Below are 25,736 nucleotides of genomic sequence, written 5' to 3'. Positions count from 1 at the left end.
GGCCCAGCAGCAGCCACCCGCAGGGCTCCCGCCCGCGCCCACCACCACCCGGCCCAGCAGCAGCCACCCGCAGGGCTCCCGCCCGCGCCCACCACCACCCGGCCCAGCAGCAGCCACCCGCAGGGCTCCCGCCCGCGCCCACCACTACCTGGCCCAGCGGCAGCCACTCGCCGATTCCCGCCCGGGGCCGCCAGCCGCAGCGTCGCTGGGCCTCCCGTGACCCACTGGACCCGCGACAGCGCCCCCGCTCCCCGTTCTCACGCCCGGCTCAGCGCCGGCGCCAGATCACCCCGCTCCCCCACCACGAAACCGTCCAGCCCCAGCCACTCGGCCATCGACCGCAGCTCCCCGGCCAGCTCGGCGGCCACCCGCGGCACCTCGGCGCCCGGCTCGGCGAACGCGCCCTGCACCCGCAGCACCCCGGCCTCCCGGTCGGCCTTCAGGTCGACTCGCGCCACCAGTTCGCCGTCGAGCAGAAACGGGAACACGTAGTAGCCGTACACGCGCTTGGGCTCGGGCACGTAGATCTCGATGCGGTACCGGAACCCGAACAGCCGCTCGGTGCGGGCCCGCTCCCAGATCAGCGGGTCGAACGGGCACAGCAGCGCCCGCCCCGCGACCTTCCGCGGCATCCGCGCGCCCACCAAGCGGTACGCCGGGCCGCGCCAGCCGCGCACCTCGACCTCCTCCAGCACCCCGTCCTCGACCAGCTCGGCCACCGCCCGGCGGCTCGTCTCCGGGCCCAGCCGGTAGTAGTCCCGCAGGTCCGGCTCCGTCGCCACGCCCAGCGCCGTCGCCGCGCGGGAGATCAGCTCCCGCGCCCCCTGCTCCGCCGACACGCGCCGCGCCAGGATCTCCGCCGGCACGACCCGCTCGGTCAGGTCGTACAGCCGCTCGAACCCGCGCCGCGTGCCGGTGGTCAGCTGGCCCAGCCCGAACAGCAGCTCGCAGATCTTCTTGACCTCGGACCGCTCCCACCAGGACCCCGGACGGCGCTTCGACTCGCCCTCCAGCTCGCGCTCGATGCCGCCCGCCCCGATCGGGCCGAGCTCCTTCACCACCGCCAGCACGTCGTCGACCAGCGACGGCGAACGGTCGGCGAGGGGCTGGTAGTTGCGCCACCACCCGGGCCGCTTCGCGCCGGACTGCAGCAGCGGCCAGTCCTCGACCGGGATCAGGCTCGCCTCGTGCGCCCACGTCTCCACCAGCATCCGCGGCTTGCGGCTGCTGTGCGCCCACGCGGCCTCGTCGATCAGCGCCGGGTCGTAGCCGCCCAGCCGCGCGAACAGCGGCGCGTAGTGCGCCCGCACCACGACGTTCACCGAGTCCAGCTGGATCAGCTGCAGCCGCGCCAGCGCGCGCTTGAGGTGCCGCCGGGTGGGTTCGGTGCCGGGCCGCGGGTCGGCGAAACCCTGGGCCGCCAGCGCCGCCCGCCGGGCGGCCGCCACACTCATCGTCTCCATGGTGGTGCTCATGGTGCCAGCACCCACCGACAAAACCGGTAGGTTCCCGGCATGAGCACCGTGTCCGTCCGCGAAGCCGTCGACGCCGACGCCGCGGAGATCGCCCGGATCCAGCGCGTCACCTGGCGAACGGCCTACCAGGGCGTCCTCAGCGACCGCGCGCTCGCCGAACTGGACTCCGCGGTCACCGAGGCCAGGTGGGCGGAGGCGATCGGCCACCCCGGCTCCCGGATCCACCTCGCCGTGGAGGGCGGCTACACGGTCGGGTTCTGCGTCGCCGGTCCAGCGCCGCGCGACGACGTGGCCGACGCGGCGGGCAACGTGCCCGGCGACGCCGACCGCACCGGCCTGATCGGGACGCTGCTGGTGGAGCCGCGCTGGTCCCGGCGCGGCCACGGCTCCCGGCTGCTGGCCGCGGCCGTCGCCGGGCTGCGCGAGCTGGGCGCCGGCCGCGCCGTCACCTGGGCGGTGGAGTCCGACGCCGCGACCCTCGGCTTCTACCGCCGCGCCGGCTGGCACCCCGACGGCACCGTCCGCACCCTGGACACCGGCGACCGCCGCCTGCGCGAACTCCGCCTCACCGGCGCGCTGGACATCCAGCTCGTCGAGTAGGTCACCAGGCGGTCGCCAGCCACGCGGCGACGCCGGCCAGCGCGATCAGGGGCACGTTCAGCCCGGTCTCCTTCACCTCGCCCCGCGACAGGTGCAGGCCGGCCGCCAGCACCTGCAGGACCGCGAACCCGAGCGCCGCCACCAGCGCCAGCGCGGGCGCGACCCCGGTCAGCGGCGGCAGGACCAGCCCGAGCACGCCGAGGATCTCCACCGCGCCGATGCCACGCACCGCCCACATCGGCACGGTGTCGACCCAGCCCATCATCGGCGCCAGCTGCTCCCGGCTCTGCGCGATCTTCTTCCCGCCCGCGAAAAGGCACACGGGTGTGCGTAGCGGACAGGAGCGTGCGTGTCGCGGTACGAACGGACCTGCCTGATCCGGGGCGACGGCGGGCGCGCGATCCGGCGCATCCTGGACCGGATCGGCAACAAGTGGACACTGCTGGTGGTCGCCACGCTGGACGACCAGCGAATGCGCTTCACCGAGCTGCAGCAGCGCATCCCGGGCGTGTCCCAGCGGATGCTGTCGCTGACGCTGCGGCACCTCGAACGCGACGGTCTGGTGTCGCGCACCGCCTACGCGGAGGTGCCGCCCCGCGTCGAGTACGCGCTCACCGACGTCGGCCGCACCCTGATCGAGCCCGCCGTGCGCCTGGCGGAATGGGCGGTCGAGCACGACCCCGACATCGAACGCAGCCAGCGCGCGTTCGACGAGCGGAACAAGTAGAGCCCGGGAGAACCCGGGCTCTGACGGTCAGGCCTCGTCGCCGGCTCGGACCGGCGTGAAGGCCGGCTTCGTCAGCTCCTGGCTCAGCTCGAAGTCCAGGTCGTCGGCCGGTGCGGGCTTGCCCCGCCCGCGGAACCACAGCACGGACATCACGACCAGGAAGGCCACGGCCACGATCTGGTAGCTGCTGCCCGCGACCTGTTGCGCGAAGCTCCAGTTCTCCCACTCCAGCGGCACCCAGTAGTGCGGCGCGAGCCACAGGATCACCACCGCGGCCCAGCCGGACACGATGAGCCACTTGTTGTTCTTCCGCACGCCCATCACGAGCACCAGCGCGGCCGTCGGCAGCGCCAGGATCCAGTGATGCGACCAGGAGATCGGCGAGATCAGGAGGACACCGGCGGCGTTGACGCCCAGCGCGAGCGCGAGGTTGTCGTCCCGCAGGGCCCGTGCGGTGCCGAGGAACGTCATGGCGACGACCGCGAGCACGCCGAGACCGCCGACGACCGTCAGCGTGGTGCCGGTCAGGTGCAGCTTCTCGAACGTCGCGGTGATCGACTCGTTGGCGTGGATCGGCCCGATGTTCATGCCGGTGGCGTGGAAGACGCGGTCGGTCCAGTAGGTCCACGAGTCGCCGGGCATCAGCACGAACGCGATCGCCGTCATCACCAGGAAGCTGACGAACGCGGTGACCACCGCGCGGAAGTCCTTGCGCAGCAGGAAGATCAGGCAGAACCCGGCCGGGGTGAGCTTGACCGCCGCCGCGATGCCGATCAGCGCGCCCCGCGGCCAGCGCGGGTTCGGCCACAGGATGTCCACCGCGACGAGCATCATCAGCAGGACGTTGATCTGGCCCCAGAAGATCGTGTTCGCCACCGGGTGGGCGACCACCATCACGATCGCGGCCGCCATGACCATCCAGGTCTTGTTCAGCAGCCCGCGCAGCTCCGGCGAGGAGTTGCGGTAGGCCAGGATGATCGGGATCAGCGCCAGGCAGGTCGCGCCGGTCAGCAGCGGGTAGCCGATCGGCGGCGGGATGATGGCCAGCGGCGTGAACAGCACGGCGGAGAACGGCGGGTAGGTGTAGGGCAGCGCGCCGCCGATGGTCGAGACGGGCAGCTCCGAGTAGATCGAGTGGCCCTTGAGGAACGTGTCCGCGCCCAGCCGGTAGATGTCGACGTCGGTCGGCCACTTGCGGATGCCGTGCGCGTAGTACGCGAGCGCGGCGAACAGGCCGACGGCCAGCAGGAGTTCCAAGCCCAGGCGTACCCGCTCGGCGGTACTGCCGTACCTCATCGTCTCGATGACAGCTTTCACTCGTTCTCCCAGTCCCGGCCAGGCGTGATCTCACGGAACAGACGCCGCAACGCCTATCTTCGTTGCCCGCGTGATCGATGTTACGAGCGGGTCCCCCTTGCGCTACGCGCGGCTGCGGTCGGTGAACACGATCCAGCGAAGCACGCTGTAGAGGAACACCGCCTCGCACGCGCCGGCGATGATGCGCGCCAGGTGGTACTGCACGCCCAGCGCGGCCAGGCCGGCCCCGGCGCCGAGGATGAACGCGAAGTAGTTGACGGCCACCGCTATCGCGTAGAGCACGGCCTGGCGCCCGACCGGAGCGTGCGAGCGGAAGTTGAAGACGCGGTTGAGCACGAAGCTCAGCGCGAAGGCGCACACGTAGGCCGCGGTGATGGCGGCCGGCAGCGGCAGCCCGGCCACGCCGTGGCCCAGGGTCAGCAGCAGCAGGTCGACGCCGAAGGTGAACCCGTTGATCAGCGCGAAGCCCACGAAACTGGGCGGGACCAGCGTGTTCAGCCCGAGGGGCAGGTACCGGACGACCGTCGCGCAGAACGACGCGAACCTCTCCACGAGCGACCGCGTCACCCGGATGTCCTGTTGCACGGCGCCACGGTGGCAGAACCGGGTGACGGGAAGGTGAGCAGCCGGTAGTCAACAGGCGGCGGAAAGTGTCACCGACCCCACGGAGATCACACTTCGGGCTGATATCTTCTTGTGACCCCGTCCGTGTGATCCTCCGTCCCCCGCGGAGGCGCGCGCCGCCCCGAAGCCCCCCGTCAGGAGGCGCGGATGTTCGCCTGGTTCTGGGTGACGCTCGGCGTCGCCTTCGGGTCGGCGATCGTGCCCGTGATCAGCGTCGAGGTGTTCGTGCTGGGGCTCGTGGCCAGCGAGCCGGGGCTGCACTGGCTGCTGATCGGCGCGGCCGTCTCGATCGGCCAGATCGCCGGCAAACTGCTGTACTACCTGGCCGCGCGCGGTTCGATCAGGCTGCCGCGGTTCCTGCACGACCGCCTGCACCGGGAGCGCCCGCCCAGCCGCCGCCGCGACCGGTGGCACCAGCGCACCAAGTGGCTGCGCGGCAAGGTGGAGGCCCTGCGCGAGCGCTGCCACCGGCACCCGCACTGGATGACGGGCACCTACGGGGTCAGCTCGCTGATCGGGCTCCCCCCGTTCATGGCGACGACCGTGCTGGCGGGCCTGGCCGACATGCGGATGTCGACGTTCCTCACGGCCGGCCTGACCGGGCGGTTCATCAGGTACAGCGCGCTGGCCGCGTGCCCGGCGGTGTTCGCGGGCTGGTTCCACCACTGAGCTCGGGCTACCGGAGGATCGCAGAACAGCCCGAGCGAGCGCGGGCGCGCCGACGAGCACGGTGGCGGCCACCCCGCCCGCCACGCCCTGCCAGGCCAGCGCGTCGGCCAGGTCGAGCACGACGATCAGCGCGGGCCCGGCGAGCATCGCGATGGCGGCGCCGGAGTAGCCGAACGCGCGGGCCACCGGGCCCTGCGGCACGACCTCGTCGAAGTTCCCGTCGGAGGCGAGGATCGGCCGGTCGCGAGTCATTGTGTGAGATCAGCGCCCGGATCCGGCCGGGTTCCGACAAAGTGGACCGCATGAGATACCGGCTTTTCGGGCGCACCGGGCTGCGCGTGGCGGAGATGTTCCTCGGGGCGATGGCGCTGCAGGAACCGGACGAGGCCCGGCGGGTGGTCAAGGCCTACGCCGATGCCGGGGGCAACGTGATCGACACGGCCTCGGCGTACGCGGAGAGCGAGAGCGTGCTGGGCGAGGTGCTGACCGACCGCGACCGGTTCGTGCTGGCCACCAAGTACACGCTGACGCGCGACCCGCACGACCCGAACGCCGGGGGCAGCCACCGCAAGAACCTGGTCGCGTCCCTGGAGCGCAGCCTGCGGCGGCTGCGCACCGACTACGTCGACATCCTGTGGGTGCACACGTGGGATCCGCACACGCCGGTCGCCGAGACGCTGCGTGCGCTGGACGACCTGGTCCGGGCGGGCAAGGTCAGGTACCTCGGGGTGTCCGACACGCCCGCGTGGGTGGTGAGCCGGGCGGACGTGCTGGCGGAGTGGCGCGGGTGGACGCCGTTCGCCGGTGTGCAGGTGCCCTACAGCCTGCTGAACCGCGACATCGAGCGTGACGTGCTGCCGATGGCCGAGCAGCTGGGGCTGACCGTCGCGGCGTGGGGCGTCCTGGAGCACGGCGCGCTGACCGGGTCCAGCCGGGTCGGTTCGCCGTCGCCGGACCAGCAACGGGTGGCGGCTGCGGTGCGCTCGGTGGCGGACGAGCTGGGTGTCACGGCGGCGCAGGTCGCGATCGCGTGGTCGCGGGCCCGGTCGGCGGTCGTGCACCCGCTGATCGGGTTCCGCACCGCGGACCGGGTCGCGGAGAGCGTCGCCGCCCTGGACGTGAGGCTGCCCCCGGAGGCGGTGGCGAAGCTGGAGGCGGCGGCGCCGTTCGAGCCGGGCCCGTTCGCCGACTTCGTGAACCAGTCGGCGGCCAGCGCGGGGGTGTTCGGCCACGGCGAGGTGGCGGGGCGTCAGCTGCGGGAGTGAGGCAGCTCGGCGACGGCGGCCACCGTCCAGTGCGCGGGTTTCGGCGCCTCCTCGGGCGGCAGGCCGAGTATCCACGCCAGGAGGTCCGTGGCCTGGGCGTGGGTGTCGATCAGCCCCCACTGGTTGAGGTGGACACCGGCGTCGGCCTCGTAGCCGTGGCACAGCCACGAGTGCACGTCCATCAGGCCGAAGTCCGCGCCGATGATCTCGAAGCCACGCAGGACGGCGTGCTCCGGCATCGGCGCTTGCCGCAGGAGGAGGGCCAGCGGTTCCGCGTCGGCCGGGTCCAGCTCGCCGCGGAGCGCCTCGACGAGCGCGGCGGCGTCGCGGCGGGTGAAGCCGATCGCCAGCAGGTGCCCGTCGAACCGCGCCGCCGCGGCCGGGTCGGCGTGCCAGGCCCAGAACTCCGGACCGTGGTCGACACCGGTGAGGCACCTGCTCAGGCTGATGAAGGGCTCCGGCAGCCACCGCGAAGGCCACCCCTCCCGCGCGGCGCGCGGGACGGACAGGTAACCCGCGAGCAGGTGTTCGTCGTGCACTCGTGCAGTGTCGCAACGGCCGCACGGGTTCGCGACGCATTACCACAGGGGCAGCAGGATCGGCGCGGCGTTCATCGCGCCGTGGACCGTGATCAGCGGCCACGTCAGGCGGTACCGGCTCCACAGGTAGCCGAGGAAGAGCCCGGCCACCCCCTGGTTCACGAAGGTCGCGGCCAGGTCCGACGGCAGGTCGCCGGTGCCCTGGATGCCGACGTGCCAGGCGGCCCAGAGGAGGGACGTGAGCACGATCGCGGGCCAGGGCCCGAGGAGCGCCTCCCACCTGGTCTGCAGCCACCGCCGGTAGAAGACCTCTTCGAGCAGGCTGTTGACGAGGAAGCCGACCACGAGCGTGGCCACCAGGGTGAGCACATCGACGGTGAAGGCGTAGTCGCTCGTCGGCACGGCCCAGGGACCCGCGTAGCTGAGGGCGAACCAGGCCGCCACCGCGGGCACCGGAGTCCACCACGGCACGGTCGCTGCGGCACCGGCCTCCCCCGCGTCGCGGGACCACCGGAACAGCAGGACGGGCACCACGAGCAGCAGCACCAGCTTCGACACCGTATGCGCCGGCTCGCCGCCGCCGGCCACGGCCAGGACGACCGCGAACAGCACGGCAGCGGCCAGCAGAACACCCGCTTCGAGCCCGGTGCGACGTCCGTGCGGCGCGTCCGGGGCGGGCCGGGCCGGCACGAACCGCACCAGCGCGATCGCGACCGCGACCGGGATCCAGCGCACCCACATCGGCACTGTTCCGTCGTGGTCCGCCGAATAGCGGATGCCGGTGTTCCCGCTCAGCACGAGCCACAGCGCGGACCCGGCGATCACCAGCACACCCGTCACCAGCACCGCTCGGCCGGCCGCCGAGGAGGACCGCGTCTCCGATTTATTTAGCACAAGCGTACTGTAACGGAGACCGTACGGTTGTGCTATAAAAATTCCGTGCCCAAGCTCGTCGACCACGACCAGCGACGCCAGGAGCTCGCGCGCGTCGTGTGGGAGGTCATCAGCCGCGAGGGCATTCAGAGCGTGACGGTGCGGAAGGTCGCCGAGGAGGCGGGTGTTTCGGTCGGCGGCCTGCGCCACTACTTCGACAGCCAGCGCGGATTGCTGCGGTTCGCGGCGCGGGCCATGGCCGACAAGGTCGCCGCACGCGTGGCCGAGCACCTGCGCGGGGAGATGCCGGGACCGGTTCGCGCCCGGCTGCTGCTGGAGGAAATGCTGCCGCTGGACGCCGACCGGCGGGTGGACGCGGACGTCTGGCTGGCGTGCCTGGTGCAGTCGCGGGTGGACGAATCACTGGCCGAGCTGCAGGGCGCGGGTCTCCACGGGGAACGGCACCTGTGCCGGCTCGCGGTGGCGTATTCCTGCGGCCGGCCCCCGCCGAAGCTCATCGGGGACCGGCTCACCGACCCCGGCCTGGAACGGCAGGCGCTGCGGCTGCACACCTTCGTCGACGGCCTGACCCTGCAGGCCGCGATGTACCCGGACGACTTCCCGCCGGAGGAGGTCCGCCGGCTCCTCGACGAGGAACTGGCAGCGCTGCCGGGGCGCCGCTCCTGCTCGGCACCCGCCGCGGGCACGGGCCCCGCCTAACGCGGACTCGCTCGCTTCCAGGTCCAGCGCCTGGCGCACCGTGGCGCGGGCGCCGCGCCGGTCGTACGCGTGCACCAACCGGCACCACCGCCGGTCCTCCTAGCGCGCGGCCTCCGCCGCCTCCAGGTCCAGCGCCTTGCGCATCGTCGCGCGGGCTCGGCGCCGGTCGCCCGCCAGGTCGTACGCGTGCGCCAGCCGGTACCAGTACCGCCAGTCCTCGGGGTGCTGCTCCAGCTCCGCGCGGCGCTCCTCGAACCACGCGTCCGCCGCGGCGCGGTCCACCCGGCCGGACGGGCGGCGCGGCAGGTCGGCCACGTCCGGCAGCCCGCCTTCGGCGTCCAGGCGTCGCGCCAGGTGCTGGATCCGCGTGCCGGACCGCCAGGTCGCCACGACCATCCACAGCCCCAGCAGCGGCAGCACCAGCACGCCGACACCGAGCGCGATGCCCACCCCGGTGCCGGTCGCGATCAGCTCCACCCCGCGCGCCCCGAGCAGCACCAGGTAGACCACCAGCGCGGCGGTCATCACCAGTGCGACGTTGCGGGCCTTCACAGGTCGAGCACGTTCTCGAGGCCGACGGTCAGGCCGGGACGGCCCAGCACCTCCCGCACCCCGAGCAGCACACCCGGCATGAACGAGGTCCGGTCCATCGAGTCGTGCCGGATGGTGAGCGTCTCACCCTCCTGACCGAACAGGATCTCCTCGTGCGCCACCAGCCCGGGCAGCCGCACCGAGTGCACGTGCACGTCCTCGACCCGCGCGCCGCGGGCGCCGTCCAGCTCGCTCGTCGTCGCGTCCGCGCCCGGCTTCAGCCCGGCCTCGCGGCGCGCCTGCGAGATCAGCCGCGCCGTGTGCGCCGCCGTGCCGGACGGGGCGTCCGCCTTGCGGTTGTGGTGCAGCTCGATGACCTCGACCGATTCGTAGAACCGCGCCGCCTGCTGCGCGAACCGCATCGCGAGCACCGCGCCGAGCGCGAAGTTCGGCGCGATCAGCACCCCGACCTCCGGCTTGCCTGCCAGCCACGACCGCACCGTCTCCAGCCGCTCCTCGCTGAACCCGGTGGTGCCGACGACCGCGTGCAACCCGTTGTCCACCAGGAACTCCAGGTTGCCCATCACCGCGTCCGGGTGGGTGAAGTCGACGACCACCTCCGCGCCGGCCTCGGTCAGCGCGGCCAGGTCGTCGCCCGCGTCCAGCGTCGCCACGACCGTCATGTCGGGCGCGCCCCCGGCGGCCTTGACCACCTGCGCACCCATCCGTCCCTGGGCGCCCAGCACGCCGACCCGGATCGGGTTGTCCTCGCCGCGGGGGTTCATTTCGCGATCACCTCGTGCAGATCTTCCGGTAGGTCCTGCTCGGAAGCGTACGGCCCGACCACCGCGGCGGCGGTAACCCCTCCCGGCGTCCCGAACAGGGTGCGGGCCAGCTCACACACCTCCTCGGTGGTCACCGCGGCGATCCGCTCCACCGACTCGTCGACGGTGAGGTGCACGCCGTAGTTGAGCTCCTGCTTGCCGATGCGCGACATCCGCGACGCGGTGTCCTCCAGGCCCAGCACGATCCCGCCGCGCAGCTGCCCCTTGGCGCGCGCGACCTCGGCGTCGGTGAAGCCGTCCTTGCCGACCTGCCCGAGCACGTCCCGCAGCACCGCCGACACCTCCCCCAGCCGCTCCGGCTGGCAGCCCGCGTACACGGAGAAGTGACCGGTGTCGGCGTAGGTCGCCACCGACGAGTACACCTGGTAGGCCAGGCCGCGCTGCTCGCGCACCTCCTGGAACAGCCGCGAGCTCATCCCGCCGCCGAGCGCGGCGTTGAGCACCGACAGCGCGTACCGGCGCTCGTCGTGCCGCGACAGCGCCTTCATGCCGAGCATGACGTGCGCCTGCTCGGTGTCGTCGCTGTGCAGCACCAGCCGCCGCTCCGCGGCCACCCGCGCCTTGCCCGCGCGCGGCGGCACCGGGGTGTCCGAACCGGACAGACGGCCACGCAACGCCTTGCGCGCCAGGCGGAGCACCTGCGCGTGCTCGACGTTGCCCGCCACCGCGAGCACCATCTTCGGCAGCGTGTAGCGGCGCCGGTAGAACCCGCGCAGGCCGCTCGCCGACATGCCGGTGATCGACTCGGTGGTGCCCAGCACCGGGCGCGCCAGCGGGTGCGAGCCCAGGACCGTGGTGACGAACGTGTCGTGCAGCAGGTCCTCGGGATCGTCGTCGCGCATGGCGATCTCCTCGAGCACCACGCTGCGTTCGGTGTCCACATCGGACTCCGCGCAGAGCGCCTCGAAGACGACGTCGGTGACCAGGTCCACCGCCAGCGGCAGGTCCTCGTCGAGCACCTGCGCGTAGTAGCAGGTGTGCTCCTTCGCGGTGAACGCGTTCAGCTCGCCGCCGACCGCGTCGATCTCCTCGGCGATCTGCACCGCGGACCGGTTGGTGGTGCCCTTGAACAGCAGGTGCTCCAGGTAGTGCGCCGCGCCGGCCACCTTCGGCGGCTCGTCCCGCGAGCCGACCCCGACCCACAGGCCGACGGTCGCCGACCGCACCCCCGGCACGTGCTCGGTGACCACCCGCAGCCCGCCCGGCAGCACAGTGCGCTTCACAACCTGGCCGTTCGCCCCGGTTTCGAGCGTCCGCGTGGTGCCCGCGGCCTGCTCGTGCCCGGCAATCTGTCGCGCCATCGAATCCCAACACTCGTGCGGGAACACGGAAAACGGCCCGCCCCGCCCGGGGACGGGCCGTTTCCCGGCTACCGCTTCGTCCTACTTGGCGTCGGCCTCGGCGCCCTCGGCGGGAGCGTCCTCGGCCTTCTTCTCGCCCTCGTCCTCGTCCTTGACGAGGATCAGGCTGATCTTGCCGCGGTTGTCGATGTCGGCGATCTCGACGCGGAGCTTGTCGCCCACGTTGACCACGTCCTCGACCTTGCCGATGCGCTTGCCGTTACCCAGCTTCGAGATGTGGATCAGGCCGTCCTTGCCCGGCAGCAGCGAGACGAACGCGCCGAACGCGGCCGTCTTCACCACGGTGCCCAGGAAGCGCTCGCCCACCTTCGGCAGCTGCGGGTTCGCGATGGCGTTGATCTTGCTGATCGCGGCCTCCGCGGACGGGCCGTCGGCCGCACCCACGTAGATCGTGCCGTCGTCCTCGATCGAGATGTCGGCGCCGGTCTCCTCGGTGATCGAGTTGATCATCTTGCCCTTCGGCCCGATGACCTCGCCGATCTTGTCGACCGGGATCTTCACGCTCGTGACGCGCGGGGCGTAGGGGCTCATCTCGTCCGGGGAGTCGATGGCCTCGGCCAGCACGTCGAGGATGGTCAGCCGGGCGTCCTTGGCCTGGTTCAGCGCGCCCGCCAGCACGTCCGACGGGATGCCGTCGAGCTTGGTGTCCAGCTGCAGCGCGGTGATGAAGTCCTTGGTGCCGGCGACCTTGAAGTCCATGTCACCGAAGGCGTCCTCGGCGCCGAGGATGTCGGTCAGCGCGACGTAGCGCGTCTCGCCATCGACCTCATCGGACACCAGGCCCATCGCGATGCCCGCGACCGGCGCCTTCAGCGGCACACCGGCGTTGAGCAGCGACATGGTCGAGGCGCACACCGAGCCCATCGAGGTGGACCCGTTCGAGCCCAGCGCCTCCGACACCTGCCGGATGGCGTAGGGGAACTCGTCCCGCTTCGGCAGCACCGGCACCAGCGCGCGCTCGGCCAGCATGCCGTGGCCGATCTCGCGCCGCTTGGGCGAGCCCACGCGGCCGGTCTCGCCGGTGGAGAACGGCGGGAAGTTGTAGTGGTGCAGGTACCGCTTGGTCGTCTCCGGCGACAGCGAGTCGATCTGCTGCTCCATGCGCAGCATGTTCAGCGTGGTGACACCCAGGATCTGGGTCTCGCCGCGCTCGAACAGCGCCGAACCGTGCGCCCGCGGGATGATCGCGACCTCGGCCGCCAGCTGGCGGATGTCGGTGAGGCCGCGGCCGTCGATGCGGACCTTGTCGCGCAGGATGCGCTGGCGGATCAGCTTCTTGGTCAGCGCCCGGAACGCGGCGCCGATCTCCTTGTCGCGGCCCTCGAAGGCCTCGCCCTCGCCGAGGCCGACCTTGGCCAGCACGGCGGCCTTGACCTCGTCGGTGGCGGTCTCGCGCTCCTGCTTGCCCGCGATGGTCAGCGCCTTGGCCAGGTCCTCGCTCGCGATCGCGGCGACCGCGTCGTAGGCGTCCTGCTGGTAGGCGGGGAACACCGGGAAGTCACCGGTCGGCTTGGCGGCCGCGTCGGCGAGCTTCTGCTGCGCCTCGCACAGCACGCGGATGAACGGCTTGGCGGCGGCCAGGCCCTCGGCCACGGCCTGCTCGGTCGGCGCCGGGGCGCCGCCCGCGATCAGGTCGAGCGTGTTCTCGGTGCCCTCGGCCTCGACCATCATGATCGCGACGTCATCACCGACGACACGGCCTGCCACGACCATGTTGAAGGTCGCCTGCTCCAGCTGCGACCAGGTCGGGAACGCGACCCACTGGCCCTCGATCAGCGCGACGCGGACGCCGCCGATCGGGCCGGAGAACGGCAGGCCGCCGATCTGGGTCGAGGCCGACGCGGCGTTGATCGCCAGCACGTCGTAGGGGTCCTCGGGGTGCAGGCTCTGCACCGTGACGACGATCTGGATCTCGTTGCGCAGGCCGTCGGCGAACGACGGGCGCAGCGGCCGGTCGATCAGGCGGCAGGTCAGGATCGCGTCGGTGGAGGGACGGCCCTCGCGGCGGAAGAACGCGCCCGGGATCCGGCCCGCGGCGTACATCCGCTCCTCGACGTCCACCGTCAGCGGGAAGAAGTCGAAGTGCTCCTTCGGCTGCTTGGAGGCGGTGGTCGCCGACAGCAGCATCGTCTCTTCGTCCAGGTAGGCCACGACAGCGCCGGCGGCCTGCCGGGCGAGCCTGCCCGTCTCGAAGCGGATCGTGCGAGTGCCGTACTTGCCGTTGTCGATGACGGCCTCGGCCTCGTGCACGACGGGTCCGCTTGCTTCGGTCATGTGTAGTTGACTCCTCGTTCGTTCGGGCAGCAGAGCGCCCCGCCCGTGCGGGGCGGCGTCCGAGGAACGAGCCGGTCTTCGATCGAAGCCAACGGGACTCTCCCGTAAGCCACTACCGAGGACCGGCGTCCTTGCCCTCGAGCGCCTGCCCTTCCTCTTTCTTACTTCATATGGACCGAGGGGGAGCGACCGTGGTCACTCCCCCTGTCGATCACGTCATCGGCGCAACCCGAGTCGCTGGATCAGCGACCGGTAGCGTTCGATGTCCACCTTCATCACGTAGTTGAGCAGCCGGCGACGACGGCCGACCAGCAGCAACAGGCCGCGACGGGAGTGGTGGTCGTGCTTGTGCACCTTGAGATGCTCGGTGAGACCGATGATCCGCTTGGTGAGCAGCGCGACCTGGGCCTCCGGGGACCCGGTGTCGGACTCGTGCAGACCGTACTCGGTCAGAATCGACTTCTTCTCGTCGGTGGACAGCGCCACTGAGTTCTCTCCTCTGTGTTGTTCTGTGCCGTGAGGCCCGCTGGACGCGGGTAGTCGGTCGCGGCCGCCACGGACTGCAGCCGGACCCGGTGGTTCAGGGTATCAGGGAGCGCACTACCTGGCCTGCTGGGACAGCGGGAAGCGCTCGAGGGCGACGTATCGCACGCCGTCGGCGCTCCGCTGCGACCGCATCAGCACCGCCTCCGCGGCCGTCCACATCTCGCTGCGGTAACCGGACAGCCGCCGCTCCAGCTCCGCCGGCACCCGCTCGCGCGTGCGCGCCAGCGTCAGGTGCGGCAGGTACGCGCGGCCCTCCTCGCCCGCTCCGGCGGCGAGACCGAGCTCGGTGATCCCTTCGCCGTACACCCCGAGGTAGAGGACCCGGGTGAACGTGCCCGCACCTTCCAACCAGATCCGGGGCGCGGACATTCCCGCCAGCCGCGGCCGCAGCCAGTCCGCCCTGGCCCGGGCGTCGTCCTCGCCGTAGAAACCCAGCGTGACGTGCCAGTTGTCCGGCGAACTCCACCGCACGCCGTCCAGCCGCGGCAGCCCGGCGACCTCGGCGGTCAGGGTCTCGACCACGGCGGCGGGCGGCAGGACCGCGGAGAACAGCACCACGGGTCAGCCCTGCTGCCCGGCGCGGCGGAGCAGGTCGGCCAGCGCCGGGAAGTCGTCGTCGAGCCGCTTGGCCGCCTCGATCAGGTCCTCGTCCTCGGCGATGTCCCGCAGCGCGGACAGCACCGCGCGCTCCTCGGACAGCGCGTTGACCGGGAAGGTGTCGCGGCCGACCGTCGGCCGCGCGTCCCGCACGTCCTCCAGCGCGGCCATCAGGGCTTCCTTGTGGCCGGCGGCGACCTCGGGGATCAGGCACTTGCGCTCGAGCATGATCATCCGCGCGAGCACCACCGGGTTGCCGATCTTGGCGCGGCGGCCGCTCATCACCTGGCTCAGCATCGGGGCGCTGATGCCCAGCACCTCGGCCAGGTAGGCCTGCGAGACGTCGAACGCGACGACGAGACGGCGCACCCGGTCACCCAGCGGCTCGCCGTACCACTCCCGCTGGAGGGCGATGTTCCGCTGGACGATCTTGTGGTCATCCACGTGCTGTGCTCCCTGCTCTCCCCGGACAGACCTGGCCGCGCCGGACCCAATCTTGCCAGGTGGGATCGGGCGGGCGAGGCGGAATCACCCGACGATTCGCAATCGCACCGGCGCGGTCAGCCGCCGGTGCCGAGGATGGCGCGGGTGCGGCTGACGTCGTCGGCGATCTGCTCGATCAGGTCGTCGACGCTGGTGAACTTCACCATGTCCCGCAGGCGGCCGACGAAGTCCAGCGCCACGTGCTGGCCGTAGAAGTCCTCGTCCACGTCGAGCACGAACGCCTCGACGGTGCGCTCGCGGCCGGAGAACGTCGGGTTGGTGCCGACCGAGACCGCGGCGGGCAGCAGGCGGCCGGGCTGGTTCTCGCGGACGAACCAGCAGGCGTAGACGCCGTCGGCGGGCACCGCGGCGAACCGCGGCGTGGACAGGTTGGCGGTCGGGTAGCCCAGGTCGTGCCCGCGGCCGTCGCCGCGCACCACGATGCCCTCCAGGCGGTGCGGCCGGCCGAGCGCGTCGGCTGCGGCGACCACGTCGCCCGCGTCGATGCACGAGCGGACGTAGGTCGACGAGAAGGTGATCTCGCCGACGTCCGCGGTCTCGCCGTCCGCGGTGGATCCGCCCTGCAGCTCGGCGCCGTAGGTGGCGAACCCGAAGCGGCGGCCCAGGTCCTTGAGCAGGGCCACGTCGCCGGCGGCCTTGTGGCCGAAGGTGAAGTTCTCCCCCACCACCACGGCGGCCGCGTGCAGCCGGTCGACCAGCACCTCGTGCACGAACTCGTGCGCGGTCAGCCGGGACAGCTCGGCGGTGAACGGCAGCACGCACAGCACGTCGATGCCCAGCTGCTCGACCAGCTCCGCCTTGCGGCGCAGCGTGGTCAGCTGCGCCGGGTGGCTCCCCGGCCGGATGACCTCGGACGGGTGCGGGTCGAACGTCAGCATCACGCTGGGCAGGTTGCGGTTCTTGGCCACCTCGACCGTCCTGGCGATCAGCGCCTGGTGCCCGCGGTGCACCCCGTCGAACACGCCGATCGTGACCACGCACCGCCCCCAGCCGCCGGGGAGATCAGCAAGCCCTCGCCACCTCTGCACGCATGCAGGGTACTGCCGCGCGAAGCGCGTCCGCCGAGGGCGGTCGGCGGCCGTCACCGTCCGCCCGGAGCTTCGGCGGTGCCGGGCGGTGTCCAGTCCCACACCCTGCCGGTCTCCTTGCGCACGATCGACGCCGGCGCCCGGCGCATGCCGAGGACCTGCATCCGGTGGACGAGCCTGGAGCGCGACACCGCGATCCTGCCCTTCCGGCGGGCCGTCGAGACGACCGCGCGGGTCCGGCCGAGCCGGGCCCGGTCGTAGGCGGCGAGGTCACCGGTGGTCACGACGAGCGTGACCGCGTCCTCGATCGCCTGGCACGCCCCTGCCCCATGTCTGGCGTCATCGCGTGCGCCGCGTCGCCCAGCAGCACGACCCGGCCGCGGACGTAGGTGGGCAACGCGCCGAGGTCGTTGATGTCGTTGTGCAGCACGGCATCCGCGGGTGTCGCGTCGAGCAGCTCGCCGACCCGGCGGTGCCAGCCCGTCAGCCGGCGGCGCACCTCGGCCAGGTTGTCCGGGTAGCGCACGCCGGGCGTGTCGGCGTGCACGCCCAGCGCCCAGTAGACCCGTTCGCCGCCGATCGGGTGAGCCAGGAAGTACGCCCCGCGCCCGAGGGTGAACATCCCGTCCTCCGGCCACACCGATCCGGGCCGGGTGACCCCGCGCCACGCCGTGTACCGGAAGCGGGGTGCCGGCGCGTCCGGCCAGAGGGTCGCGCGCACGGTGCTGTGGATGCCGTCCGCGCCCACGACGAGACCGGCCTCGATCTCGTGCTCGCCCTCAGCCGTCCGGTAGTGGACCGTCGCGCCGGCCGCCGACGTGCTCACCCCGGTCACGGTGGCTCCGCCCCGAAGAGGTCCATCCCTCGTTCGGCGACGTCGGCGAACGAGGCCAGCGTGGCGATCCGCCGCTTGACCACCACGGGCCAGGCGTCGTCGTCGACCCGGAAGTAGGTGGTGCGCGCACCCGGCCCGGTCCGGCGGCGCACCAGGCCGGCGGAGGTGAGCAGGTTGAGGTTGGTGGTCAGGGACGCCCGGCTGGCCCCGATCGCCTCGGCGATCTGCGTGGCCGACTGCTCGGGCGGGTCGCACACCATCAGCCAGCCCAGGATCCGGCCCGCGATCGGCGGCTGGCCGTACTGCTCGGCGAAGAACGTGGCCACCTCCAGAACTGTCCCCGGAACGGGGCTTCGCGGGGATCAGGCCGGAGCGAGAACGACCACCGAGCGGGCCACGCCGCCGGCGTCCACGGCCAGCGCGAGGGCGTGCCCGTCCGGGTCGAACACCCCGTACGTGCCCTCGATGCCGGAGGCGCGCACCTGCTGTCCATATCGGACAGCACGGGCGGTGGCCGCGTCGACCTCGTAGCGCGGGAAGGCCGCGGCCACCGCGTCGTCCAGGTCGAAGGACAGCTCCGGCTTCTCCTCCAGCTGCTCCAGCGTGCGCGCCGCGGCGATGCCGAACGGGCCGACGGTGGTGCGGCGCAGCGCGGCGAGGTGGCCGCCCACGCCGAGCCCCGCGCCGAGGTCACGGGCCAGCGCCCGCACGTAGGTGCCCGAGGAGCACTCGACGACCGCGTCCAGCTCGATGCGGTCGGCGACGCGGCGGGTGGCGAGCAGGTCGAACCGGTACACGGTGACCGGCCGCGGCTTGAGCGCGACCTCTTCACCCGCCCGCACGCGCGCGTACGCCCGCTTGCCGGCGATCTTCACCGCGCTCACCGCGCTCGGGACCTGCTGGATCTCCCCGGTGAGCGCGGCTATCCCGGACGCGATCGCCTCGTCGGTGACGGCGGCCAGCGCGTCCGGGTCCGCGGTGGAGGTGTGCTCGCCCTCGGCGTCGTCGGTGGTGGTCGAGACTCCGAGGGCCAGCGTGGCGAGGTAGGTCTTGCGGTCCAGCGCGAGGTGGCCCAGCAGCTTGGTCGCCCGCTCGACGCCCAGCACCAGCACGCCGGTGGCCATCGGGTCGAGCGTGCCGGCGTGCCCGACCTTGCGGGTGCCCATGATCCGGCGCACCCGCGCCACCACGTCGTGGGAGGTCATGCCTGGTGGCTTGTCCACCACGAGCAGGCCGGGCGGGGGCGCGGGGCGTCGAGTCTTCGGCTGGGACACGGCTGGAAACCTTACGGGCGCGCCCTTACGCGGCTGCCGGGACCTTCCGGGTGGGGGCGTCCCACACGTGGCGGCGGACCTGCACCGGCACGTGCTCGCCCCGCTCCTGCGCGGCGAACAGTTCGGCGCGGGCGCGCAGCCACCACACCAGCATGCGGAACGTGCCCAGCACGAGCACCGCGACGACGGCCAGCAGCGCGAGCCGGAACTGGCCGCCGGTGAGCTGCAGCAGCACGCCGACCGCCAGCGCGGTGAGCGTGGTGGCGACGAAGCCGCCGACGTTGACCACGCCGGTCGCGGTGCCCACGCGGGACAGCGGGTTGTAGTCGCGGGCCAGCGCGAACCCGATCATCGACGCCGGGCCGCCCAGGGACAGGAACGCGAACGCGGGCACCAGCACGCCGACCGGGATCTGCCCGGGCCAGCTCAGCAGCAGGGCCCACACCGCGGCGGCGCCGGCGAGGTAGCCGAGCACCAGCGGCATCCGGGCGCCGGGGCGGGCGGAGATGATGCTGCCGACCAGCGGGCCGCCGATCATCGAGCCGAACACGAACACGGTCAGCAGTGCGCTGGCGGTCGCGGCCGGGTGGCCCTGGCCTTGCACCAGGAACGGCACGCCCCACAGCAGGGTCAGCACGTTCGGGGCGAACATCGTCGAGAAGTGCACCCAGAAGCCGAGACGGGTGCCGGGGACGCGCCACGCCGTGCGGACCTGGCGGGCAAGCTGGCGCGCGTCGACCGGGCCGGCCTTCGGGGTGGCGCCGGCCGGGGTGTCGCGGACCCGGCCCGCGACGACGGCCGAGTAGATCGCGGTGATCAGGCCGGCGGCGAGGAACGTCGGGGTCCAGCCGGGGCCGGCGAGCAGCAGGGTGAGCGGGACGGTCGCGGCGAGGTTGCCGAGGAAGCCGATCGCCGTGGTGAAGCTCGTGACCACGGCGTACTGGCGGCCCGGGAAGTGCGCGGCGATCAGGCGCAGCACGCTGACGAAGGTGAGCGCGTCGCCGAAGCCGAGCACACCGCGCGCGAGCAGGCCCAGCGCGTAGGTGTCCGCGACGGCGACGAGGACCTGGCCGAGGCCGAGGAAGATCAGCGCGGCGGTGAGGACCTTGCGCGGCCCGAAGCGGTCGACGAGGACGCCGGTGGGGATCTGCATCGCGGCGTAGACGCCGACCTGCAGGACGGTGAACGTGGACAGCGCGGCGGCGCCGACCCCGAACCGGTCGGCGGCTTCCAGCCCGGCGACCCCGAACGAGGTGCGGTGGAAGACGGAGAGGAGGTAGACGATGGCGGCGGTGAACCAGATGAACCACGACCGGCGGCTGGCCTTGCCGATCACGGGTGCCTGCTGCGGCGGCACGAAGGATTCCTCCCGAAGCGGAGTAGGCGACAACGACACGGGGACGCCCGCATCGCCGTCCCGATAGTTGTATCGCCTATGCAAGGCTGAAACTTACCTGTTACCGGGGTGTTTTCAGCCACACGGCCCAGCGCGGGCCACCCGTTCAGCGGACGGCGTCGAGGTTGCTGGGCTCGCGGACCGGAACCGGCGCCACCAGCAGAGTCGCGGCCCGGCGCTCACCACGCCGCGGGGGCGTCAGCGGACGGCGCCGACCACGGTCCGGCGGTCGGAGCGCTCCCCGAGATGCGCGCCGGCACGCCGCCTCCCCGGCGCCGCTGCCCCAGTCCGGCGTTGCCGGACCCGGATCCGGTCCCACGACACGCCTGCGGCGCGGCGCGGCGGGGCCAGCCGACGGCACCGTGCATCGTGCACCCACCGTCGCCCACCGCCACCCTCCAGCAGCAGCAGCCAGTCGCCCGGCCGTGCGCGCCGGGCCCGCCGACCGCGCCGAGCCTCACTCACCCCTCACTACCGCGCGCGACCCCCTCCCCCGAGACGGAGCCGACGGCAGGTGCGGCGTCAGCGGACCGCGCCGACCACGGTCCAGCCGTCCGAGCGCCAGCGGGCCACCACCGCGGCCAGGCGCAGCACCATGAACAGCGACAGGCCGGTCCAGATGCCGGTCAGGCCCCAGCCGAAGCCGAGCGAGGCCCAGATCAGCGGCAGGAACCCGAGCGCGGCGCTGACGAGCGTCGCGGTGCGGAGGAAGGCCGCGTCACCCGCGCCGAGGAGCACCCCGTCCAGCGCGAACACCACGCCCGCGATCGGTTGCAGCGCCACGAAGAACCACCAGGCGTGCGGCACCTCGCCGAGCACGCCCGGGTCGGAGGTGAACGCGTGCGGCAGCACCTGCGACACCGCCGCGAACACCACGCCGAGGACGCAGCCCATGATCAGCCCGTAACGCGTGATCTGCCCGGCCACGCCTCGCGCCTGCCGCGCCGAGCCCGCCCCCAGAGCCGCCCCGACCAGCGACTGGGCCGCGATGGCGACCGAGTCCAGCACGAGGGAGAGGAACGTCCACAGCTGCAGCACGATCTGGTGCGCGCCGACGGCCGCCGTCGAGGTGCGGGCCGCCACCGCCGCGGCGGAGACGAAGCACGCCTGGAAGGCGAGGCTGCGCAGCACCAGGTCCCGGCCGAGGCCGAGCTGCGCGCGCATCACCTTCGGGTGCGGCTTGAGCGACACCTTCTCGGCCACGAGGGCCCGCAGGAACAGCCCGGCGCTGATCACCTGGGCGACGACGTTCGCGACCGCCGACCCTTCGAGCCCCCAGTCCGCGACGTAGACCAGCAGCGGGCAGAGGACCGCGGAGATCCCGTTGCCGGCCAGGACGTACCGCAGCGGGCGGACCGCGTCCTGCACGCCGCGCATCCAGCCGTTGCCCGCCATGGTGATCAGGATCAGCGGCGCCCCGAACAACGCGATGCGCAGCCAGGACACGGCCGCCGCGGCGACCTCGTCACTGCCGGACAGGACACGCGCGACCGGGCCCGCGAGCAGCTGCCCGGCGCCGAGCACGACCAGGCCGACGAGGATCGCCAGCCAGGTCGCCTGGACGCCTTCGCTGACCGCCTCGGCGCGGCGGCCGGCGCCGAGCAGGCGGGCGGTGCGCGAGGTGGTGCCGTAGGACAGGAACGTCAGCTGGGTCGAGACCTGGGCCAGCACGACCCCGCCGACGGCGAGCCCGGCCAGTGGAAGAGCCCCCAGGTGCCCGACGACGGCCGTGTCGACCAGGACGTACAACGGCTCGGCCGCGAGGACCCCCAGCGCCGGGACCGCCAGGCCCAGCACGCGCCTGGCGGGCACCTTCTCCCCGGCGGTTTCCACGGTTTCGGACACGAGGGCAGGTTAACCGGGGGCACCGACAAGATCGGCCGCGCGGCAGCGGCGCGGCCGATCCGGCGACGCCCTCCGCGGGGCGGTGGCTCCCGGCGGGGGGAGGGCTCCCGAAAGGGCGGTGGCTCCCGAAAGGGCGGTGGCTCCCGGAAGGGCGGTGGTTCCCGGAGGAGCGGTGGCTCCTCAGCAGAAGCGATGGCGCCCGGAATGCCCGCGACTCGCGGCGAAGCGACGCCCGGCGGCGCTAGGACCGCAGGGACATGGGCGGCCGCCGGGGCTCCCGCGGCGAACCGACCCTCCGCGGCGCCGCAACCGCAGGCCTGCCCGGGTCAGCCCAGCAGCGGCGCCTCCTCCAGCGCACGCCGCACCAGCGCCAGCCCCTCCTCCGCCGTGCCGTGGATCGTGCAGCCGGCCGCCAGCCGGTGGCCTCCGCCGCCGAGGCTGCGCGCCGCCTGGGAGACGTCGATCTTGCCGATCGCCCGGAACGACACCGACCACTCCCCCGGCGCCTGCTCCTTCAGCACCACCGCGACCTCGGCCTCGCGCGTCGAGCGGATCACGTCCACCACGCCCTCGACCTCCTCCAGCCGCACCGTCGCGGCCACGTCGGCGGTCACCACGGCGTGCACGAGCCCGAAGCCCTGCGCCGACTCCGGCTCCAGCCGCGCCGACGCCAGCACGGTCGACAGCATCGGCAGCCACGCGAACGGGTGGTCGTCGATGATCTCCCGCGCGAGCCGGTCCGGGTCGACCCCCGCCTCGAGGAGCCGGGCCGCCGCGCGGTGGGTCGACGGCCGGGCCCGCCGGAAACCACCCGTGTCGGTGACCAGCCCGGCGTACAGGCAGCGCGCGATCGGCTCGTCCAGCGCCACCCCCAGCTCGTCCAGCAACGCCAGCACCAGCACCGCGGTCGCCTCGGCGGTGTCGTCGACCAGGTGCACCGAGCCGTACCGCAGGTTCGACGCGTGGTGGTCGACCACCAGCACCTCGCCGCCGGCCGCGCGCGTCGCCTCCACCCGGTCGGCCAGCGAACCCAGCCGCGCCGGGCTCGGCGTGTCCAGGCAGACCAGCAGCCCCGCCGACGGCGGCACCTCGCCGGCGGGCACGAACAGGTTGTCGGCGTCCAGGCCGCGCAGGCTTTCCGGCACCTCGGCGGGCTCGGCGAAGGACACGCGCACGGTCGCGCCCCGCTGGTAGAGCGCGCGACCGAGGGCCAGCGCGCTGCCGAGCGCGTCGGCGTCCGGGCGGACGTGGGCCAGCAGGGTGACGTCGTTCGCTTCGCGCAGCAGCCCTGCGGCGCGCGGGAAGTCGAGCTGGGCGGAGGTGCTCATGCGGGCAAGCTACGCTTTTTCCTGATGTTCGACTACGGGATCCTCCTCTACCCCGGCGCCAACCGCGTCTACGCCGACGCCTCCGCCGGGCTGCTGCGCGCCGAACTGACCGTGTTCGGCGAGGCACTGCGCACACCGCCGGCCGAGATCGGCGAGCGCCGGATCGGTGGCGTCACCTACGTCACGTTCACCACCGCGGACCCGCTGTCCGAAGAGGACCTCCGGCTGCTGTCGAACCTCTCGTCGCTGTACGCGCTGTTCGAGTTCAGCGGCGACCTGCTGCGCCCGCTGGAGATCGCGCCGCTGGACCAGCTCGACTCCGACCTGCTGACCATCCAGAAGTACCCGGGCAAGACCAACGAGCTGTTCACCAAGCTGCTGCTCAACGTCACGCTGCTGTCCCGGTCCCGGCCCACCGAATTCCTGGAGCGGCCGCTGCACGTGGTGGACCCGTTGTGCGGCCGGGGAACCACGCTCAACCAGGCCATGATGTACGGCCTGGACGCGACCGGGCTGGACGTCGACAAGCGGGATTTCGAGGCCTACGAACGGTTCATCAAGACCTGGCTGCGGCAGAAGCGCGTCAAGCACAACGCCGACTCCGGCCCGCTGCGGCGGCACAAGCACCGCCTCGGGCAGCGCCTGGAGATCTCCTACGCGCTGGACAAGGAACGCTGGAAGGCCGGCGACGCGCGTCACGTCACGTTCTTCAACGCCGACACCCTCACCACCGACGAGCTGCTCAAGGCAGGCTCGGCGGACGTCGTGGTGGCCGACGCGCCCTACGGCGTCCAGCACGGCAGCCACCAGCCCGACGAGCTCGCGCGCAGCCCGCGGGACCTGCTGGCCGCCGCCGTGCCGGTGTGGGAGCGGGTGCTCAAGCCGGGCGGCGCGCTGGGCCTGAGCTGGAACACGCACGTCGCCAAGCGCGACGAGATCGCCGCGATCCTCGGCCGGGCCGGCCTGGAAGTCCGCTCCGGCGGGCCGTGGGAGGGGTTCGAGCACCGGGTGGACCAGGCGATCCTGCGGGACCTGATCGTCGCCAGGAAGCCCGTCTGAGCCGGGGTCCGGAAAACCCGGTGGAGGCCCGCTCCCGTCCCGTGTAGAAATCACGCACAACGGGGACCTGGGAGGAATCGGGCACATGCCGCTCTGGCTGATCGCGCTGGCCGGCGCGGCGCTGGTGTACTACACCGACGACTACGTCATCGCGGGGGTCCTCCCGGAGATCGCCACCGATCTGGGCGTCACGGTCGGCGCGGCCGGGCAGCTGGTGACGGTGTTCTCGGTGACCGTCGCGGTGGCGGCGCCGGTCATGGCGCTCCTCACCGCCCGCACCCGGCCCAAGGTGGTGCTCACCAGCGCGGCCGCGGTGTTCACCGCGGCCAACCTGCTCGCCGCGCTCACGCCCTCCTTCGCGGTGCTGCTGCTGGCCCGCGTCGTCGCCGCGGCGGCGGCCGGCGCGGCCACCCCGGCGTTGTTCTCGCTCGCCGCCCGGTTGTCGCCGCCGGAGAAGCTCGGCCGGTACGTGGCGGCCGTGGCGCTGGGTGTCACCGGAGCGGTGGCGATCGGCGTCCCGCTGGGCACCTGGCTCAGCGCGCTCGGCGGGTGGCGCGCGACGTTCACCGCGCTGGCCGTGGCCGGGCTCGCCACGGTGGCCGCCTTCACCGCCACCCTGCCTTCGGGCACCGCGGCCGGTCCGGCGATGGCCTGGCGGGACCGAATCCGCGGTCTCGGCGCGCCACCGGTGTCCCTGGGTTTGGCCGCGAACGTCGTGCTGATGTTCGGGTCGATGATGCTGCTCACCTACCTGGCGCCGTTCACCGCCGGTCTGTCCGATGTGGACATAGCGTCCCGCGGCGCGTTGTTCGCGGTGTCGGGTGCCGCCGGAATGGCCGGCATCTGGGCAGGCGGACGCGCCACCGACCGGTGGGGCCCCGACCGCACGCTGGCGATCGGCGTCGGGGTGTTCATCGCGGTGATGGTCGTCTTCGGGTTGCTGTGGTCGATCCGCCCGGTGCCGGTGTGGGTGCTGTGGCCCTTGGTGGCGCTGTGGGGCGGCGCGGCGTTCTGGAACTCGCCCGCGGTCCAGGCGCGGCTGCACCGGCTGGCCGGTGAGGCCTCGGCGCCGGCGCTGGCGATGAACACCTCGGGCACCTACCTCGGGGTGGCGGTCGGCGGCGCCGTCGGTGGCGGCGTGATCGGCCTCGGCGGGACCGGGGCGCTGCCCTGGTGGGCGGCGGCCGCCGGCCTGGCCGCGCTCGCGCTGTTCCGCCTCGCCGCCACCCGCGCACCGGCGACCGTCTAGGAAGTGTCCGGTAAGTCATCGGGCCGGAGGATGATGGCGGCGATGGAGAGTTCGGGGTGGTAGTGGGCGGTGCGTTTGGCATAGCGGGTGGCCAGGTCGCGGAACCGTTTGAGCCGGTTGAAGCAGCGTTCGACCACGTTGCGCCGCTTGTAGGTCGCGGCATCGAAGGCGGGTGGGCGGCCGCCGCGTGAACCTCTGGCGACGCGGCGGGCGATCTGATCCTCCCGCTCGGGACTGACGAACCGGATTCGCCAG

28 protein-coding genes and 1 pseudogene are annotated in these 25,736 nt (G+C 72.7%); 7 read left to right on the top strand and 22 right to left on the bottom strand.

All coding sequences use genetic code 11. The features are described from left to right. Positions 1-257: 257 nt before the first annotated feature. On the bottom strand, positions 258-1,475 hold the full coding sequence (locus tag ABZ215_RS25535) for a crosslink repair DNA glycosylase YcaQ family protein (protein ID WP_354952190.1): 1,218 nt from the start codon (positions 1,473-1,475) through the stop codon (positions 258-260). 39 nt (positions 1,476-1,514) lie between these two features. Here ABZ215_RS25535 and ABZ215_RS25530 point away from each other — a divergent pair, with 39 nt between their 5' ends. Continuing rightward, positions 1,515-2,075 carry a GNAT family N-acetyltransferase gene (locus ABZ215_RS25530; protein WP_354952188.1) on the top strand — a complete coding sequence of 187 codons (561 nt, stop codon included), beginning with the start codon at positions 1,515-1,517 and terminating at the stop codon, positions 2,073-2,075. A 1-nt stretch (position 2,076) separates the two neighbouring features. Here ABZ215_RS25530 and ABZ215_RS25525 read toward each other — a convergent pair whose 3' ends face one another. Continuing rightward, the gene (locus tag ABZ215_RS25525) at positions 2,077-2,397 is read right to left on the bottom strand and encodes a DoxX family protein (RefSeq protein ID WP_354952186.1); all 321 of its coding nucleotides are present in this window, start codon (positions 2,395-2,397) and stop codon (positions 2,077-2,079) included. A 27-nt stretch (positions 2,398-2,424) separates the two neighbouring features. Here ABZ215_RS25525 and ABZ215_RS25520 point away from each other — a divergent pair, with 27 nt between their 5' ends. Beyond that, entirely contained in the window at positions 2,425-2,802 is a 378-nt protein-coding gene (locus ABZ215_RS25520) for a helix-turn-helix domain-containing protein (RefSeq protein WP_354952184.1), read from the top strand. Positions 2,803-2,829: 27 nt separating this feature from the next. Here ABZ215_RS25520 and ABZ215_RS25515 read toward each other — a convergent pair whose 3' ends face one another. After that, positions 2,830-4,098: a glycosyltransferase 87 family protein gene (locus tag ABZ215_RS25515; protein ID WP_354952182.1), complete on the bottom strand. Its 1,269-nt coding sequence runs from the start codon at positions 4,096-4,098 to the stop codon at positions 2,830-2,832. 123 nt (positions 4,099-4,221) lie between these two features. Next, positions 4,222-4,704 (bottom strand): GtrA family protein, encoded by a 483-nt coding sequence (locus tag ABZ215_RS25510; RefSeq protein WP_354952180.1) that lies wholly within the window; start codon positions 4,702-4,704, stop codon positions 4,222-4,224. A 186-nt stretch (positions 4,705-4,890) separates the two neighbouring features. Here ABZ215_RS25510 and ABZ215_RS25505 point away from each other — a divergent pair, with 186 nt between their 5' ends. Both ABZ215_RS25505 and ABZ215_RS25500 read left to right on the top strand, forming a co-directional pair. Further along, positions 4,891-5,412: a membrane protein gene (locus ABZ215_RS25505; RefSeq protein ID WP_020422076.1), complete on the top strand. Its 522-nt coding sequence runs from the start codon at positions 4,891-4,893 to the stop codon at positions 5,410-5,412. Between the two features lie 302 nt (positions 5,413-5,714). Next, positions 5,715-6,677 (top strand): aldo/keto reductase, encoded by a 963-nt coding sequence (locus tag ABZ215_RS25500; protein ID WP_354952178.1) that lies wholly within the window; start codon positions 5,715-5,717, stop codon positions 6,675-6,677. Here ABZ215_RS25500 and ABZ215_RS25495 read toward each other — a convergent pair. Both ABZ215_RS25495 and ABZ215_RS25490 read right to left on the bottom strand, forming a co-directional pair. Further along, positions 6,662-7,216, bottom strand: coding sequence for a hypothetical protein (locus tag ABZ215_RS25495; RefSeq protein WP_354952176.1), 555 nt, complete (start codon positions 7,214-7,216; stop codon positions 6,662-6,664). The genes ABZ215_RS25500 and ABZ215_RS25495 overlap by 16 nt on opposite strands. A 39-nt stretch (positions 7,217-7,255) precedes the next feature. Continuing rightward, positions 7,256-8,056 carry a CPBP family intramembrane glutamic endopeptidase gene (locus ABZ215_RS25490; RefSeq protein WP_354952174.1) on the bottom strand — a complete coding sequence of 267 codons (801 nt, stop codon included), beginning with the start codon at positions 8,054-8,056 and terminating at the stop codon, positions 7,256-7,258. Between the two features lie 99 nt (positions 8,057-8,155). On the opposite strand from ABZ215_RS25490, the gene ABZ215_RS25485 reads away from it, so the two are divergent. Continuing rightward, the gene (locus ABZ215_RS25485) at positions 8,156-8,809 is read left to right on the top strand and encodes a TetR/AcrR family transcriptional regulator (RefSeq protein WP_354952172.1); all 654 of its coding nucleotides are present in this window, start codon (positions 8,156-8,158) and stop codon (positions 8,807-8,809) included. A gap of 99 nt (positions 8,810-8,908) precedes the next feature. Here ABZ215_RS25485 and ABZ215_RS25480 read toward each other — a convergent pair whose 3' ends face one another. The 15 genes from ABZ215_RS25480 to ABZ215_RS25410 all read right to left on the bottom strand — a co-directional run bounded on the left by ABZ215_RS25480 (position 8,909) and on the right by ABZ215_RS25410 (position 23,173). Further along, a complete protein-coding gene (locus ABZ215_RS25480; protein WP_017981774.1) occupies positions 8,909-9,361 on the bottom strand; it encodes a membrane protein in 453 nt (150 codons plus the stop codon). Beyond that, positions 9,358-10,125 (bottom strand): 4-hydroxy-tetrahydrodipicolinate reductase, encoded by a 768-nt coding sequence (dapB, locus tag ABZ215_RS25475; RefSeq protein ID WP_354952170.1) that lies wholly within the window; start codon positions 10,123-10,125, stop codon positions 9,358-9,360. Before dapB ends, ABZ215_RS25480 begins: the two co-directional genes overlap by 4 nt. Next, positions 10,122-11,486: a pitrilysin family protein gene (locus ABZ215_RS25470; protein ID WP_354952168.1), complete on the bottom strand. Its 1,365-nt coding sequence runs from the start codon at positions 11,484-11,486 to the stop codon at positions 10,122-10,124. Before ABZ215_RS25470 ends, dapB begins: the two co-directional genes overlap by 4 nt. 81 nt (positions 11,487-11,567) lie before the next feature. Next, on the bottom strand, positions 11,568-13,820 hold the full coding sequence (locus ABZ215_RS25465) for a polyribonucleotide nucleotidyltransferase (protein ID WP_354952166.1): 2,253 nt from the start codon (positions 13,818-13,820) through the stop codon (positions 11,568-11,570). Positions 13,821-14,036: 216 nt separating this feature from the next. Then, complete coding sequence (gene rpsO / locus ABZ215_RS25460) at positions 14,037-14,306, bottom strand: 30S ribosomal protein S15 (protein WP_017981770.1); 270 nt, start codon at positions 14,304-14,306, stop codon at positions 14,037-14,039. Between the two features lie 114 nt (positions 14,307-14,420). Further along, the gene (gene thpR, locus ABZ215_RS25455) at positions 14,421-14,924 is read right to left on the bottom strand and encodes an RNA 2',3'-cyclic phosphodiesterase (protein WP_354952164.1); all 504 of its coding nucleotides are present in this window, start codon (positions 14,922-14,924) and stop codon (positions 14,421-14,423) included. 3 nt (positions 14,925-14,927) lie between these two features. Continuing rightward, entirely contained in the window at positions 14,928-15,407 is a 480-nt protein-coding gene (locus ABZ215_RS25450) for a helix-turn-helix transcriptional regulator (protein ID WP_020422067.1), read from the bottom strand. Between the two features lie 116 nt (positions 15,408-15,523). Further along, on the bottom strand, positions 15,524-16,495 hold the full coding sequence (locus ABZ215_RS25445) for a bifunctional riboflavin kinase/FAD synthetase (RefSeq protein WP_354952162.1): 972 nt from the start codon (positions 16,493-16,495) through the stop codon (positions 15,524-15,526). 53 nt (positions 16,496-16,548) lie between these two features. Next, positions 16,549-16,779 carry a hypothetical protein gene (locus ABZ215_RS25440; RefSeq protein WP_354952160.1) on the bottom strand — a complete coding sequence of 77 codons (231 nt, stop codon included), beginning with the start codon at positions 16,777-16,779 and terminating at the stop codon, positions 16,549-16,551. Continuing rightward, positions 16,776-17,330, bottom strand: a complete 555-nt coding sequence (locus tag ABZ215_RS25435; protein ID WP_354952158.1) for an FAD-dependent monooxygenase — start codon at positions 17,328-17,330, stop codon at positions 16,776-16,778. Before ABZ215_RS25435 ends, ABZ215_RS25440 begins: the two co-directional genes overlap by 4 nt. Further along, the gene (locus ABZ215_RS25430) at positions 17,327-17,656 is read right to left on the bottom strand and encodes a helix-turn-helix domain-containing protein (RefSeq protein WP_354952156.1); all 330 of its coding nucleotides are present in this window, start codon (positions 17,654-17,656) and stop codon (positions 17,327-17,329) included. Before ABZ215_RS25430 ends, ABZ215_RS25435 begins: the two co-directional genes overlap by 4 nt. Before the next feature lie 36 nt (positions 17,657-17,692). Next, entirely contained in the window at positions 17,693-18,604 is a 912-nt protein-coding gene (gene truB, locus ABZ215_RS25425; protein ID WP_354952154.1) for a tRNA pseudouridine(55) synthase TruB, read from the bottom strand. Between the two features lie 25 nt (positions 18,605-18,629). Then, the gene (locus ABZ215_RS25420) at positions 18,630-19,940 is read right to left on the bottom strand and encodes an MFS transporter (RefSeq protein WP_354952198.1); all 1,311 of its coding nucleotides are present in this window, start codon (positions 19,938-19,940) and stop codon (positions 18,630-18,632) included. A gap of 582 nt (positions 19,941-20,522) precedes the next feature. Continuing rightward, a complete protein-coding gene (locus tag ABZ215_RS25415) occupies positions 20,523-21,845 on the bottom strand; it encodes an MATE family efflux transporter (RefSeq protein ID WP_354952152.1) in 1,323 nt (440 codons plus the stop codon). A 326-nt stretch (positions 21,846-22,171) separates the two neighbouring features. Next, on the bottom strand, positions 22,172-23,173 hold the full coding sequence (locus ABZ215_RS25410; RefSeq protein ID WP_354952150.1) for a bifunctional oligoribonuclease/PAP phosphatase NrnA: 1,002 nt from the start codon (positions 23,171-23,173) through the stop codon (positions 22,172-22,174). Between the two features lie 24 nt (positions 23,174-23,197). Between ABZ215_RS25410 and ABZ215_RS25405 the strand changes: the two genes are divergently transcribed. Continuing rightward, on the top strand, positions 23,198-24,232 hold the full coding sequence (locus ABZ215_RS25405) for an SAM-dependent methyltransferase (protein ID WP_354952148.1): 1,035 nt from the start codon (positions 23,198-23,200) through the stop codon (positions 24,230-24,232). A gap of 85 nt (positions 24,233-24,317) precedes the next feature. Next, positions 24,318-25,481 (top strand): MFS transporter, encoded by a 1,164-nt coding sequence (locus ABZ215_RS25400; protein ID WP_354952146.1) that lies wholly within the window; start codon positions 24,318-24,320, stop codon positions 25,479-25,481. On the opposite strand, the pseudogene ABZ215_RS25395 reads toward ABZ215_RS25400, so the two are convergent. Beyond that, positions 25,478-25,663: pseudogene (locus ABZ215_RS25395) on the bottom strand (hypothetical protein); the annotation flags it as partial. The gene ABZ215_RS25400 and the pseudogene ABZ215_RS25395 sit on opposite strands and share 4 nt — an antisense overlap. Positions 25,664-25,736 lie beyond the last annotated feature (73 nt).

It is taken from the genome of Amycolatopsis sp. NPDC006131 (genome assembly GCF_040614175.1).
In the GTDB taxonomy this organism is placed as follows: Bacteria; Actinomycetota; Actinomycetes; order Mycobacteriales; family Pseudonocardiaceae; genus Amycolatopsis_E; species Amycolatopsis_E tucumanensis.
Note: the sequence above shows the minus strand (reverse complement) of the source record. Positions and strands in the feature narration are given on the sequence as shown.